The sequence below is a fragment of the Companilactobacillus zhachilii genome (genome assembly GCF_003606365.2).
GTDB lineage: Bacteria > Bacillota > Bacilli > Lactobacillales > Lactobacillaceae > Companilactobacillus > Companilactobacillus zhachilii.
In genome coordinates, this window is record NZ_CP031933.2 from 1,709,319 (window position 1) to 1,725,139 (window position 15,821).

The window sequence follows — 15,821 nt, forward strand, 5'->3', positions numbered from 1 at the left end:
GTGTTTTTTTGTTGGCCGTCTCCGGGAGAACACTACACAAGCCAGTCTGCTGTGGGACCGCCCGGAGCCAAGGTCTCCGAGCTCGATTTTGAACTTCGCAAAGTACGCGAATTTCAAAATACGTCCGTGGAGTAAGAGCTAAAGCTCTAACACCACTATCACTGCGGACTGGCTTGTGTAGTGTTCTCCCTCCGACTAATTTGACTTTTTTCTCTAATACAATTCGTCTATTTGAATAAAAACATAACAAAACAAAAAAGGCCTGGCGATTTTGAAAATTATTCAAAATCGCTAGGCCTTACTTATTATCTTCACATATGAAATTAAATTCTAATCAACTTTATCCAACTAGTTATCCAAAACAGAGAATACACTAGCCGGAAGGAGCAAGAAATTTTGGTTGCTGTGCAGATGGCGTTAGTGCTTTAGCACTTACATCACGGGACGACTTTTGAAATTCGCGCACCTTGCGAAGTTCAAAATCGAGCCGAAAGACCTTGGCTTTCGGCGGTCCCCACAGCGACCAAAATTTCTTGCTCCTGGAGGCGGCACCAATTATTTAGCTTTTCACAATAATCAACTGCTTAAAGACCCGGTTCAATACAACTACCAACACTGCCAACATAATCATATTGGCTACAAAGCTTCCACCATTGATTACCAATGAGTAGATCCATGGATTCATACCCTTAGGAGCATACATCCCCAATAAATACCACCAGCAATGAAGTGGAAGAAGTATTTCGCAAAAAATCCAACTGCTGAATAAAACAATATCAAGCCCATGGCATTTTTTCCACGTTCAATTGCTTCCTTAACTGGTTTGCTACCAAGTCCAACTAAACCAACTACCGCAAAAGCTACTGGAAATTCAACAAATCCTTGTAAAGGATTTAGGACACTTCCCTTGCTAATTCCAAACAGTAGCATATCAGCCAATCCCCAGACTAGCCCGGCAATTAAGCCAGCTCTCAAGCCTCGGCGTAACGCATAAATTGCCATTGGAATCAATCCATAGACAAATTCAATGGCTGAAACTCCGGTTGTATGTGGAACGAATGATAAAGCTAATGCTAAAGCGGTAATTATTGCCCCTTCGGTAATAACAATCAATTCGTTATTTTTACCAACATTAGTCATAAAAAAAGAACTCCCTTCTGATTTTAGCCATCACAAGAGAGTTCGAGCGTCTGCTTGAACAACACTATCCCTACGCATGTATTAACATAACAGGTTTAAAGGGTCTGAACAAAATGTTCACTCTCAGCCAAAGGCTCCCCCTGTGTTGACTTATTCAATTACAAAAGAATTGTACCACAGAGCATTATTTTCTACCAAACACTCTGCCCCAAAAGCCAACTTTTTTTGTATGCTCAGACAAATTCAACGGTATATTTTCACCCAACATCCGATGAGCAATATTTTGATAACTGTGACCTGCATCACTGTCATTATCAAAAACTACTGTTTGTCCGGAGTTAGAAGCAGAAATAACTTTATCTTCATCAATTACGATTCCCAACAAGGGAATTCCTAAGTGATTAACGATATCGTCAATTTTCATTGATGTGCCATCGTTAATCATATTTTTACGGATACGATTAATAATTAAATGCGGTGTTATTGGCATATTCATGCTTTCTAAAATACCAACTACTCGATCAGCATCACTCACAGAAGCAACTTCTGGATTAGTGACAACCAAAGCCCCATCAGCAATTGATACTGCATTTTGAAAGCCATATTCAATCCCTGCCGGACAATCGATCATCACAAAATCGAAACGTTGTTTCAATTCGCCAACGATATTACCCACTGACTCTTTGTCTAAAACATATTTATCCGCAAACTGTGAGGCTGCCAATAAATATAAGTTATCCTCGAATCGTGGATCACGAACTAGAGCTTGTGAAACAACAACGCGATGTTGCGCTACATCAACGATATCGTAAACGATTCGATTGGTTAATCCCATTACCGCATCAAGGTTACGCAACCCAATGTCTAGATCGACCATACAAACCTTTTTACCAAGGCTCGCTAAGACAGTACTAACATTTGCAGTTGTAGTTGTTTTACCAACTCCACCTTTTCCAGAAGTTACAACGATTGATATCCCCATAGCTAACCTGTCCTTTTTCCTAAATCATTTAATCTATCTTTATAATTAGTTAAATCATCAACACTAATTGAATGCAAGTCATCAATAAAAGCAAATTTACCAGCTTGAAAATCTTTTTTGTTATCATCTGTAACAATTTCAATCACATCAGCGATTCGCAATTGATCAACATTTTGTAAATTCCCAAAAATGGCTGCTTTGGTATTGTCTGGATAACCTGCTTGCACAATACCATTGACCTCACCCAAAATATAAATTGAACCAGTTGTACAAATTTGTGCATCCCGATGTAAGGTCCCCAAGAAAATTAAATCACCTTCATAGTCTAATTTTTGACCACTGCGGACAATTCCTGATTCAATATTCATTTTATTGGCTTTTAAAATTTCAGCCACTTTTACTTTATCTTCAACATCTGATTGAATATCTTTTAATTCTAGCTGTGGATATTGATCAAAGAATTCTCTAATTCCATCTTTTTGTTCATCAGTCAAAAGCCGACGACCAGTTTTAACCGTAAAATAAATGACATCATCATTTTCATTGGTTGATTCAACGTTTTGCTGCATAATCAATTCTTTTAGTTTTTTAAACGCATTAACGTAATTAGCTTTATCATCCATTAATACAGAAAAGCCGTTTTTATCACCCTTTAAAATGATATCTTTCATTTATTATCCCTCCGATATTTCACCAGCCATTCGGACAAATTATTCAGTGGAATGTAAAGAATAAAGAAAACAACGATATTCCAAAGTAAAGTTGGTCCTAATGTATATGTGATGAAATCAAAAACATTTGTATTAGTCTGCTGTAACAATCTTTCCAACAGATAAATACCTGATTGTAAAAATGTCAACGACAAGAAGTAAATTGATAGTTCATATCCCAAATTATTTTTAACTAGTAAAAACTTAAAGTGATCGATTCCCACCATCAACAGTGGTAAAAGAATGGTATAAAGACCAATAATTCCATAATAATAAGAATCATAGATCAATCCAAAAACCACACCATAAGTAATCAGTTGTCGACGATTATCGATCCGCATTGTTAGCATCACAATTAACATCAACATCAACTGTGGCAAAACTGCAAAAGTGCCGTGATTCATATTATTTAAAAAGGCCCATTTCATTAAACCATCAAGGTAAAATGCAAGAAAAATAAATAATACTTGTCCGACAACCTTTCGATTTTTAATATTCATTACTTTTCACCATTAACAGATGACTTGATAACCGTAACTACTGTAAAGTTACGCAATTCAGCAGCTGGAGTAATATATACCGAATTCGTCATTCCGTAATTATCCTTCTTAATTCCGTAAACTTTACCAATGTACAATCCACGTGGTGTTAGACCACCTAAACCAGATGTGATAACGCTTTGGCCTTTTTTAATATTCTTTGTCGAATTAACATTTTCCATCACTAAGTCACCAGTTGCACTATCATAGCGACTCACGACACCCGTGATATTCTTGTTATCACCCATGATTTCAGCAGCAAATTTATCATTCAATTCATTGTCGGTTGAAATCAATTCAACTTTGGAACTAATCTTATCAACTTCAACGATACGACCAATCAAACCACGTCCAGACATAACTGGCATATTTTTCTTAATACCACTAGTTTGTCCACGATTGATTGTTAAATAACTTTGCCAACTACTTGGTGAGCGTGACAAAACAGAAGCATTAACCGTCGTATAGTCAGTCAATGAACCAGTAAGTTTCAACTCTTGTTTGAGCTTTTTATTTTCATCTTGAACTACTGCTAACTTAGCCTGATTTTGTGCTAATTCACCAATTCTGGCTTTAAGGCGCTTATTTTCAGAATATGTATTATACAAATCAGAAAATTCTGAGGTAGCATTTTTAACAGCGTTCGTTGGATAGGCAAAAACACCACCTACGACACTGACGACATCATTACCAACTTGTTGAATAACTGGCGGTGTACTTTTCTTATCACGAATGTTAACCGTAACTGCCAGCAGTCCAAAAGTAACGATAATAAGTATCATTAAAATAATTAATTTTTTATTTGAAAAAAACTTTTGCATTGCTTCCTCCTAGTAGATCAACTAACCAAGGATGAAAATGTCTGTTCTTTGCTTCCATTAGTTAATATCTTAAATATTACCAGCATTTTCGACTATTCAATTCTTTCATCCTAAAATCAAATAAAAAAAACGGGATTAACCCGCTTATTTTTGGCGACGCATTACATCGATATTTTTAAGTGATTCACCAGTACCGATGGCCACACAATCTAGTGGGTCTTGAGCAATGAATACAGGAACTCCCGTTGCTTCAGATATTACTTCTGGTAAGTGATGTAATAATGCACCACCACCAGTAAGAACGATACCATGATCGATAACATCGGCAGCAATTTCAGGAGAAGTTTCCTCAAGAGTTTCTTTAATTGTTTCAATGATCTCTTCAACATTTTCATGAATAGCTGTCGCAATGTCTTCACCTGACAATTGAACTGTCTTTGGTAGACCAGTAACTAAATCACGTCCACGAATTTGCATTGATTCGAGTTCTTTTGATTTTTCAATTGATGCTGAACCGACTTGAATTTTAACATCTTCAGCTGTTCTTTCACCAATTTGCAAATTAAAGTTTGACTTAATGTATGCAGAAATTGATTCATCAAACTTGTCACCTGCAACACGGATTGAACGTGAGGAAACGATGCCACCTAATGAGATTGTAGCAACATCAGTAGTTCCACCACCAATATCAACGACCATGTTACCTGTTGGATCCATAACTGGAAGTCCAGCACCAATAGCAGCTGCAAATGGTTCTTCGATTACATAGGCTTCACGAGCCCCAGCATGTTGAGTGGCTTCAATAACAGCACGTTTTTCAACTTCTGTAACGCCACTTGGTACACAGACCATAACTGATGGCTTTGAGTTGTTAGCTGTCTTCTCGATGAAGTACTTCATCATAGCTGCCGTTGTATCGTAATCGGCAATAACACCATCACGCATTGGACGAATTGCAGAAATACTACCCGGTGTACGACCAATCATTTCCCTTGCATCTGAACCGACTGCAACGATTTCTCCAGTGTTATTATTCTTTGCAACAACTGAAGGTTCATTTAAAACTATACCTTTTCCTTCAGCATAAACTAGAGTATTTGCAGTTCCCAAGTCTATACCGAGCTTCTTTGATCCAATACCAAACAATTTATTTTCTCTCCTTTAAAGTACACACCACATTTTACGCTAAACAAAATTATATCATAGAAAACGTCGAATTAAAGTGCGACGAAATCATATCCTAAATTAAATTTAAAGTCTTAAGACTAGAATAAGTTTTTTTTGTAACAATTAGATGATCGATAAAGTTTATTCCTATTAATTGACAGCCTTTTTTGAGCCGCAGACTGAACTCCTGGTCATTTTGTGAAAACACCAATGATCCATTGGGATGATTGTGCACAATAATGAGTTGGGTTGCTGATATCTGAACAGCTTCTCGCAAAATATCACGCGGATGAACAGTGGCTTGATCAACTGTACCAATAAAAATAATTTTTTCATCAATTACATGATAACTATTATTTAAATAAACGGCTACTAGTTTTTCTTGTGGGGCATTTCCTATTTTATTTATTAAATGCTGACCGATTTCATCAACAGAAACGACTTTCTCAGATAACGTATCATTTTGAACTTTACGACTGCCTAATTCAAGCGCAGCCATCACTTTACATGCTTGGGCAACACCTATGCCATTGAATGACATAAGCTGCTCTAAGCTCAAATTTAATCCCGATTGACAAATAATCTTTTGGGACAAGTCCAAGACTGAATTCTGTTTGGTGCCGTTTCCTATAATTACAGCCAATAATTCTTCGTCTTTTAAATTACTAACACCATGGGCTAAAATTTTTTCTCTTAAATTTATCATCATATCTCAAATTACGAGAAATAATCTTCCAAATCCGAAATTAAATAAAACGAACCAGTTATTAATAATAATTGGTTGGAATTCATTCCATTTAAAATTTTCTGTAATTCTTTTCGATAGTTTTCAACGAACGAGACATTCTCATATTGTGACAAATTATAATCACTAGCCGTGGCAGAACGTGCCATATCAAGCTTTGTGATATAAACATGCTCTACCTTTGGTGCTAATTCTTCCAGAATCTCATGACGATCCTTATCCTTCATTCCAGCGTATAAGACAATTATATCCTTATTTTCATAGTTTTTTATCAAAGAATTAATTAAATTGTAAATTGCTGAAATATTATGGGCTCCATCCATTAAAACTAACGGATTTTCATGCATAACTTGAGCCCGACCAGGTAAATGTTTTTTATCCAAATTATCAATAATCGTTTTTGACGTTATCGAAACATGATGAATCTTTTGATACAGCCAAAACGATTGAATCGCAATCGAAGCATTCATCGCCGTAGTCTTCTCGAAACCCTGACAATGAATCTCTTCTACTGTTACTTTATCATCATAATATGTAAACGAAACATCAAAACCATTATTTTTATAATTTCTTATACCAAAATCTTGACCAAACTCAAATATGGGACTATCTTTTTCCGTCGCTGTTGTTTCCACGATGGATCGTACCGATTCTTGTAGGAATCCCGTAATAATCGGTCTTTCTGGTTTAATGATTCCTGATTTTTCTTGGGCAATATCCTGAATAGTTGGTCCAATCAGTTTTTCATGATCCAAGTCAATGGACGTAATAATCGAAAGCACCGGAGTTATGACATTAGTTTTATCATGCTTGGCACCGATACCAGCTTCAATCACAGCTACATCAACACGTCCACGGAAATAAAAATAACCCAAAATGGTCACAAATTCAAATTCAGCTAACGGAATATCACCAATTTTTTCAATTAGATAATTAACATTCTCCAATAAATCCGCATCCGAAATATATTGATGATTTATTTGAATCCGTTCATTAAACCTTGTTATAAAGGGCGATGTAAACATTCCGACACGTTTACCAGTACCTTCCAAAAGGTTAGCTAAAAAATTAGTTGTCGTCCCTTTCCCATTGGTTCCAGTAATATGTATCGTCTCATAATCATTTTGGGGATCATTTAAACGATGTAAGGCTTGCTTAATATTGCCAAGATCATTAGTCCGTTGAAATTTTGGTAAACCATGAATATAATTGACCGCTGCCTGATAATTTTCTAACAATTTATACGCTCCATTTTTTAATACGATTTTACAAAAAAGCCTTTATTTGAATCTTGGTTATTCTTAAAAGTTAAATATGCTATGAAGATGGTGGTAGGCCGCCTCCAAGAGCCAGAAAATTAGGTCGCTGTGGGGACCGACAAAAGCCAAGGTCTTTTGTCTCGCTTTTGAACTTCGCAAAGTACGCGAATTTCAAAAGTCGTCCCGTGGTGTAAGGGATAAATCCCTAACGCCACTTTCACGGCGACCTAATTTTCTGGCTCTTTCCGGCTGGTTGATTCTTTATTTTGAATAAACCTAAGTAAATTAGTATCACATTGTAGTCTTGACTACTTGAGTGTCAATAACAACTAGGACCTGTCTTCAAATTAGTCTCATAAGAATTTATTCTGATACGGATAAATATTTTTTAAGAGCATGATTGTTCCAGAATCCTATCAAAACGGTAATAAAAGCCATAAAAGATATTTGAGATATCAGGTTATTCTTGAGTTAATAAAGAACTAGTCGGAAGATTCGGACAGTGATTACTGGCAGTGAAAGTGGTGTTAGAACGACCGCTCTTGTCGTTCTTACAGCACCGGGCGCGTTTAAGACTTGCCGAACTTGCAAGGCTTAAACCGAGGTCCGAGACCTTGGCTCGGACCGTTCCGCACCGCCAGTAATCACTGTCCAAATCTGGAGACGGCATATCCATAATATAAATAATTTGAAGACACATCCTAGATAACCAAGACTTAAAGTATACTTGTAATCTTTCAATCTTTAGATATGAAATCGAAAGTTTCAAAAGAAAAAGGGAGCAGACTGCTGTCCTCCCCCTTTTTAATTATATACTCAAACTTTATTGATTGTCTTTGAGTTGTTGAATTCTTTGTTGAACTTTAGCTTGACGTGATTGATAATCAGCCAATTTTTCTTTTTGTTCATTAACAACCTTTTCAGGTGCTTTGTCAACAAAGTTCTTATTTGATAATTTCTTATCTAAACGTGTGATTTCTTGATCTAATTTCTTCATTTCCTCATTTTGGCGAGCAATTTCCTCATCAATATCAATCAACTCAGCCAATGGAACATACAATTCGGCGCCGGTTGTTACAGCTGTCATAGCTAAAGCTGGGGCCTTCAAGTCTGTTGCCACGTTCAATTCTTTTGGATGCATGAAACGGTCAATGTATTCTTTGTTATTTAAAATAACCGCTTTAACTTTTTCATCTTGTGGTTTGATCATAATATCAACCGCTTTTGACATTGGTGCGTTAGCTTCCAAACGAATCTTTCTTGATGATTTAATTAAATCAATCAAGACATCCATTTGATCCATAGCTTCAGCGTTATCTAAGTCTGCTTGATATTCTGGATACTTAGCATGCATGATTGTCTTACCGTTATGAGGCATCGTCAACCAAATTTTTTCAGTAACAAATGGCATGATTGGGTGCAAGAGACGTAGTGTTTGATCTAAAACGTATGTCAAAATCATCTTCTTTTGTTTCTTAGCTGCTTCATCATCACCAGTAAGTGTTGCCTTACTCATTTCGATATACCAGTCACAGAAATCGTTCCAAATGAAGCTATAAATATTACGTTCTACTTCACCAAATTCAAAGCGATCTAGCAAGTCGTTAACATTCTTAACAGTTGCGTTTAATTTAGCCAAAATCCACTTATCTGATAAATCATAGCTTGTTACTTGTGAAAGATCATCCATTGCCGGAGTATCATCGTCTAGGTTCATAATAACGTAACGTGAAGCATTCCAAATCTTATTGATAAAGTTCCAAGCTGCGTCCATCTTGTCATAACTGAAACGTGTATCTTGTCCAGGAGTTGTTCCATTCATGGCAAACCAGCGTAAGGCATCAGCACCATATTTTCCAATAACATCCATAGGATCAATCCCGTTACCGAGTGACTTACTCATCTTACGGCCTTGAGAATCACGCATTAAACCGTGGATAACAGTATTTTCAAATGGTTTCTTACCAGTAAACTTCAAACTTTGGAAAATCATTCTTGAAACCCAGAAAGGAATGATATCGTAACCGGTAACTAAGGTATCAGTTGGGAAGTAACGCTTGTAGTCTTCAGCATTTTCATCGGGCCAACCCATAGTTGAAAATGGCCATAAGGCACTTGAGAACCATGTATCAAGCACATCTTTATCTTGTTCCCAATTTTCAATATCTTTAGGTGCTTCTTCACCAACGTAAGTTTCACCAGTTTGTTTGTTATACCAAGCTGGAATTTGATGTCCCCACCATAATTGACGTGAAATAACCCAATCATGAATGTTTTCCATCCATTGTGTGAAGGTATTTTCAAATCTTTCAGGAACAAAGTTAACTTTATTATCACTCTTTTGATTCTTCAAAACAGTTTCAGCAAGTGGCTTCATCTTTACAAACCATTGTGTTGAAAGTCTTGGTTCAACTTGAACACCTGAACGTTCTGAATGACCAACACTGTGGACATAAGGTTCGATATTGATCATGTAGCCTGCATCTTGCAAGTCTTTAACGATAGCCTTACGAGCTTCAAAACGATCCATACCGTTATACTTGCCGGCATTTTCGTTCATTGTTCCGTCGGCATTCATTGTGTTGATACGTTTTAGATCATGTCTGTTACCAACAGCAAAGTCGTTAGGGTCATGGGCTGGAGTGATTTTAACCATACCAGTACCAAACTCCTTATCAACATAATGGTCAGCAATAATCGGAATCTTACGGTCAACTAATGGTACGATGATTTCCTTACCAACGATATCCTTGTAACGGTCATCATCAGGTGCAACGGCAACCGCAACATCACCAAACATTGTTTCAGGACGTGTTGTAGCAATTTCGATGAAACCAGAACCGTCAGCATATGGATACTTAACGTGATAGAAAGCACCTTCATCATCCTTGTGGATAACTTCGATATCTGACAAAGCAGTTTGAAGTTGCGGATCCCAGTTAATAATGTATTCGCCACGGTAGATCAAGCCTTCGTTATATAACTGTACAAAAACCTTACGCACAGCCTTTGACAAACCTTCATCCAAGGTAAATCTTTCACGTGAGTAATCAAGTGATAAACCTAATTTACCCCATTGTGATTTGATAATTGAAGCAAATTCATCTTTCCATTTCCAAACTTCATCAACAAATTTTTCACGGCCAAGGTCATAACGCGTTACACCTTGTTCACGTAATTTAGCTTCAACTTTAGCTTGAGTAGCAATACCAGCATGATCCATACCTGGTAAATACAAAGTGTCATAACCTTGCATACGCTTGTAACGAATCAAAGTATCTTGAATAGTAGTATCCCAAGCGTGACCCATGTGCAACTTACCAGTAACATTTGGTGGTGGGATAACAATTGAATAAGGCTTAGCCTTCTTATCACCTGATGGTTTGAAGTCATCTTCGTCAAGCCATGTTTGGTAACGACCTGCTTCGACTTCTTGCGGATTGTATTTCGTATCCATGTCGATTTCTCTCATAGTTAGTTCTCCTTTTATAAATCTCTTTATCATTAATTTAAGATGCAACAATCTGCGTTGGGTTCCGTCTCTGGTCACGAGAAATTTAGGTTGCTGTGGGGAACGGTTCGAGCCAAAATACGGTCTCGACCCTCGATTTTGAACTTCGCAAAGTACGCGAATTTCAAAACTCGTCCCGTGGTGTAGGGACTAAAGTCCCAACGCCACCTGCACTGCTGCCAAAATTTCTCGTGACCAGAGACTAAGTTATTATTTGAAGATTCTTATAATTCACCATTCAATGATATTTATCTAATTAACATTTGAAATCAGAGATAACAGAATTTACAACTAATAACTTAGCTGGAGGGTGCCAGTGCTATAAGTACGCTGTGAATGTGGTGTAAGGGCTTTAGCCCTTACACCACGGGGCGACTTTGAAGACTTGCTGGTTTTGCAAGGCTTCAAAGCGAGGTGCGAGACCCTGGCTCGCACCGGTCCCCATAGCGTATTTATAGCACTGGCATCCTCCGGCGGCACCCCCAAAAAACAAAAAAAGACTTCATCCCTAATAGGACGAAGTCTTCGCGGTACCACCTAAATTAAGAGTCTTACTGACTCTTCACTCAACAGTTAACGATGGCCCGATCATAAATTATGATAGCTCACAGGTAACAGTCTTTTAGTTCGATTCGGCAATTCTCAACAACATGCCTTCTCTGAAATCTAGCTAAAAAACACTCCTGCTCAAAGCTGATATTTTGATAATAAATCATAAATCAGTAAACGTCAATTAATTTTATAGTAAACTACTGATGTTTTCTTGGTCACTTTCCATAAACTTGTCACCATGTTCGATGGTTGTAATCTTAATGCCATCCATTGCACGTTGAATCAAGCCATCAATATCAAGTGAGCTTTCAAACTTACGTGTCTTTTCAATGTTTGGACGTGTTTTTGGTGAAGGTGGAGCAAAGACGGTACAGCAGTCTTCGAATGGTTGGATTGAAAGATTAAATGTATCGATTTTTTCAGCCAAACGAATAATCTCAGTCTTGTCCATTGTTGCAACAGGACGCAAGATTGGGGTTGTTGTGACGTCATTGATTGCTGCCATACTTTCCAATGTTTGTGAAGCAACTTGTCCAACGGCTTCACCGTTAAAAATAGCTAAACCATGACGTTTTTCACGAATCAAGTCAGTCAAACGTAACATGAAACGACGTTGGATAGTCATCAAGTAACCTTCTGGAACACTTGATTTGATAGTTTCTTGAATTTCGGCAAAAGGAACTTCAATAAAGTTGATATTGCCACCAAAGGCTGTCAATTTCGAAGTCAATTCCTTAGCTTTATTCAAGGCTTGTTCTGATGTATATGGTGGACTGAAGAAATGAACCATCTCAATGTCAACACCACGTTTCATTGCTAAGTAACCAGCAACAGGTGAATCGATTCCACCAGAAAGCATTAGCATCGCTTTACCTGCAGTACCAACGGGCAAACCACCAGCACCTTTAACAGTTAAGTATGACAAGTAAATTCCATCTTGACGTACTTCAACAGAAATCTTAATATCTGGTTTCTTCATTTCAACATCAATCTCAGGGAACTCATCACAGATGGCATCCCCTAATTGTAAGTTGATTTGATTAGTATCAAGTGGATAACTGTGATCTGAACGCTTTGTTCCAACTTTAAAGCTCATGCCGGGCTTATAAGCCTCATGCATCATTTCAACAGCTTTTTTCTTAACATCTTCAAAATCACGTGAAACCTTAACACTCAACGAAAAAGTTTGAATTCCAAAGACATTCTTTAATTTTTCCATAACTGGCTTGGCGTCAGTTCCATTTAATTTGATATGCAAACGGTCACGATGTGGTTGCATTCTAAGCTCAGGGAAGTCTTTCAAAACTTTAGCAACGTTACCATGTAAGCGGTCGATAAAGCTCTTACGATTCTTACCCTTTGTTGATAGCTCGCCGTAACGAACCATAATTTCAGTATATTCCATTTAATTCTCCTAATTCAAAATTTGGAAATGATCGTGGATCTCATCCAAATTCTTGATAAATTCATCCATTTCTTTTTCTGTATTACTTTCATCTAAACTGACACGAACAGCACTGGTTGCAACATTTTCTTGAATATTCATTGCTTTCAAAGTTCCTGATTCGAGTCCCTTCTTTGAAGAGCAAGCACTTGTAGTTGAAATATAAATGTCACGGTCTTCAAAAGTATGAACAACTGTTTCACCGCGCACACCATCGATTGTAAAACAAATGATATGTGGCGCAAAATCTTCCCCAATTTGTGAGAAGACGTGAACATTATCCATTCCCTTTAAGTGATTGACCAATTTTTCTTTCAACTGTTCCATCTTGTCAGCTTTGCCAGCTTCATTCTCTTTTAACAAGCGAATAGCTTTAGCCATACCGGCAATCGCTGGAGTATTTTCTGTCCCACTACGAAGGTTTGATTCTTGACCACCACCAGCCATCAATGGTTCAAGTTGTTTACCTTCTTTCATATAAATAAAGCCGATTCCACGAGGTGCATGGAACTTATGACCAGAGAAAGTATAAAAATCAACTCGAGGATCAATAAATTTCGACTGCAAATTCTTACCGATAGCTTGAACAGCGTCCACATGATAACTGATGCTTGGATAATCTTTTAAAACTTTAGCAATCTCATGAATTGGTTGAATCGCACCGATTTCATTATTGACAGCCATTGTTGAAACTAAAATCGTATCATCACGAATAGCATCCTTAACATCCTGCGCACTAATATGACCCGTCTTATCAACTGGTAAATAAGTTACCTCAAAGCCTAATTCTTCAAGCTGATGCATCGTATTCATTACCGATGGATGCTCAATTGAAGTAGTAATAATATGTTTACCAAATTCACGTTTCTTAAAAGCAGTTCCCTTGATGATCCAGTTGTTCCCCTCAGTACCACCACTGGTAAAGACAACCTCGTCTTGCTTGAAACCCATCAAGTTAGCAATTTGTTTACGAGACGTTTCTAGTAACTCATAGGCTTTCAAACCCAATTTGTGCAAACTAGAAGGATTACCGAAGTATTCTTGACTAGCTGCATTGTAAGTTTGGAGAACTGAATCGTTCACCTTAGTTGTTGCACTATTATCAAAATATATCATTTTTGCCTCACCAAAATAAAAAGGCCCAAAGGGCCTAAATTTTTATCTATTATAACTTAACACACTTTTGAAAAATTATGAATTTATTGTCTCTTTAATTCTATCAACTGAACCAGATTCGACTTCTTCCAAGGCTTTAGATATGACATCGACAGCGTCATTATAGTTATAATCATCATCAAACAAAGCTCGGGCACGAACTAATTGATCAGTAAACTCTGGATTCTTGTTAGCATAGCGGTTGGCATACTGAAGTAATTTCTCAGCCAATTGAACGTTATACTTCAACTTCTTCGATTTTTCAACTAGGTTTTCCAAATCTTCTTGAGTCACAATAACTTGTTTACTAATGTCTTCCATATTAATTTGGTCTGCATCAAGTTCATCATACAATTTATTAATTTCATCATAAACCATATAGAAATAGTCCAAATAATCATCAGGGAGACCATTCAAACGTAACTGTTCCATCATTTTCTTCTGAATTTCTAAACGTTTAGCATAATCGTCGACACTGTTACGAGCAATTTGTTCACTTGAAAGCATTTGATTCAAATCGTCATTGATTGTCTTTTCACTTGCTTCAATATCATCAAGTTGTTTAACAATTTCTTTAAAATCAGTTTTAACTTCTGAGAAAATCACTAGTCTGTCAGCGATACTTTGCACATCAGCATCATATTTTCGACGGATCTCATTTAGGGTATCAAAATTATTTTGGAAAGTATCTAACGTCTTGTCTGCTAAAATATAGCTTTCTTGTAACTTTTGGATGCGTTTATCCAAATGGTTATGTTGATAAACCGCATGATTCAAATAATCTAAAACAGGCTTTTGTTCTTTTAAAACATCACGTTTTCCATCAATTTCTAAAGTCAACGTTTCATATAAGTCATCAATTCTTTGTTTAATATCTTCATTATTAGTATTGACCGCATCAAAATTCAACTCACCCAATTTTGTATTTGATTCGTCCACTTCATGTTGAACATCTGAAATCAATTGCACGATATCGTCAGAAAACTTGAAATGTTGTTGAGCCAACTTTTGATAAACAAACTTAATTTCATCGATTTGGCCTGGGAAAACTTCATTCAAATCATGGAACAATGGTTCAATAATCTTCAATTGATCAGTGATCAAACCTAATTTAATTTTGACATCATCCAAACATTGACTGGCTTCTATATGGTCACCTTTTTGAGTCAATTGCTTCTCTTTATCCAACAGATTAGCAATCTCTGAAAGTTCATCCTCTAACTTATCAGTGGCTGGACCATAACTGAATGATTGGGTCAAAACTTGTTTACGTAAAGTCTGATATTGGTGTTGCAATTCTTCACTGTGAGTCGCGTTCAATTCATTGCTTGCCAACAATTCATCGAAGCCCTGTGAAACCTCACCAATTTTACTTTCAAAATCATTCATTTCATTATTTAATTTTTTCAGGTCATTAGCGGAACCAAAAACTTTGAATTCCGTATTTTTATATTCCGCTGCCCGAATTTGTCTTAAAATATCGGAAAAGATATCATCTGTCTGTTTATGATATTCAACCTTCAACTGATTGAAACGGTCATCACTCGCACCTGATAGCTTCATATCTTCCAATTTTTTGATTTTATCATCTAGTTGAGCCTTTTTTAACTCATCAGTTCGTTCCTTATATTTATTGAGAGTGGCAGCGTTACGCTTTTGTAGGAACCACATATACCATAGGAAGAACAAAATAATTAAGATTATTCCAATAATAATTACAAACACATTTACACCCCTAATGACGATTCAGTCTTATCTTTAAGAAATTATAACAAATATTAGTCCTATTATTGTCG

General features: G+C 36.8%; 11 protein-coding genes, 1 pseudogene, 1 riboswitch and 1 other annotated feature. All 12 genes and pseudogenes read right to left on the reverse strand.

What is annotated here, in order from left to right:
• Window positions 1-559: 559 nt before the first annotated feature.
• A pseudogene (gene thiT / locus D1B17_RS07745) lies at window positions 560-1,140 on the reverse strand (energy-coupled thiamine transporter ThiT).
• A 49-nt stretch (window positions 1,141-1,189) separates the two neighbouring features.
• A riboswitch (TPP riboswitch) is annotated at window positions 1,190-1,291 on the reverse strand.
• A gap of 33 nt (window positions 1,292-1,324) precedes the next feature.
• The gene (gene minD, locus D1B17_RS07750) at window positions 1,325-2,122 is read right to left on the reverse strand and encodes a septum site-determining protein MinD (protein WP_120142235.1); all 798 of its coding nucleotides are present in this window, start codon (window positions 2,120-2,122) and stop codon (window positions 1,325-1,327) included.
• A 2-nt stretch (window positions 2,123-2,124) separates the two neighbouring features.
• On the reverse strand, window positions 2,125-2,793 hold the full coding sequence (locus D1B17_RS07755) for a septum site-determining protein MinC (protein ID WP_120142234.1): 669 nt from the start codon (window positions 2,791-2,793) through the stop codon (window positions 2,125-2,127).
• Window positions 2,790-3,332 (reverse strand): rod shape-determining protein MreD, encoded by a 543-nt coding sequence (gene mreD, locus D1B17_RS07760; protein WP_120142233.1) that lies wholly within the window; start codon window positions 3,330-3,332, stop codon window positions 2,790-2,792. The genes D1B17_RS07755 and mreD overlap by 4 nt, the downstream gene beginning before the upstream one ends.
• The gene (gene mreC, locus D1B17_RS07765; RefSeq protein ID WP_120142232.1) at window positions 3,332-4,192 is read right to left on the reverse strand and encodes a rod shape-determining protein MreC; all 861 of its coding nucleotides are present in this window, start codon (window positions 4,190-4,192) and stop codon (window positions 3,332-3,334) included. Before mreC ends, mreD begins: the two co-directional genes overlap by 1 nt.
• Window positions 4,193-4,336: 144 nt before the next feature.
• Window positions 4,337-5,338: a rod shape-determining protein gene (locus D1B17_RS07770; RefSeq protein WP_120142231.1), complete on the reverse strand. Its 1,002-nt coding sequence runs from the start codon at window positions 5,336-5,338 to the stop codon at window positions 4,337-4,339.
• 94 nt (window positions 5,339-5,432) lie between these two features.
• Complete coding sequence (radC, locus tag D1B17_RS07775) at window positions 5,433-6,068, reverse strand: RadC family protein (RefSeq protein ID WP_120142230.1); 636 nt, start codon at window positions 6,066-6,068, stop codon at window positions 5,433-5,435.
• Window positions 6,069-6,076: 8 nt separating this feature from the next.
• Window positions 6,077-7,342, reverse strand: coding sequence for a bifunctional folylpolyglutamate synthase/dihydrofolate synthase (locus D1B17_RS07780; protein WP_120142229.1), 1,266 nt, complete (start codon window positions 7,340-7,342; stop codon window positions 6,077-6,079).
• Between the two features lie 844 nt (window positions 7,343-8,186).
• Window positions 8,187-10,835, reverse strand: a complete 2,649-nt coding sequence (locus D1B17_RS07785; protein WP_120142228.1) for a valine--tRNA ligase — start codon at window positions 10,833-10,835, stop codon at window positions 8,187-8,189.
• Between the two features lie 548 nt (window positions 10,836-11,383).
• Window positions 11,384-11,574, reverse strand: a binding site (T-box leader).
• A gap of 39 nt (window positions 11,575-11,613) precedes the next feature.
• Complete coding sequence (gene thiI, locus D1B17_RS07790; protein WP_120142227.1) at window positions 11,614-12,831, reverse strand: tRNA uracil 4-sulfurtransferase ThiI; 1,218 nt, start codon at window positions 12,829-12,831, stop codon at window positions 11,614-11,616.
• A gap of 9 nt (window positions 12,832-12,840) precedes the next feature.
• Entirely contained in the window at window positions 12,841-13,986 is a 1,146-nt protein-coding gene (locus D1B17_RS07795; RefSeq protein ID WP_120142226.1) for a cysteine desulfurase family protein, read from the reverse strand.
• A gap of 75 nt (window positions 13,987-14,061) precedes the next feature.
• The gene (locus tag D1B17_RS07800) at window positions 14,062-15,750 is read right to left on the reverse strand and encodes a septation ring formation regulator EzrA (protein WP_120142225.1); all 1,689 of its coding nucleotides are present in this window, start codon (window positions 15,748-15,750) and stop codon (window positions 14,062-14,064) included.
• Window positions 15,751-15,821: the final 71 nt, after the last annotated feature.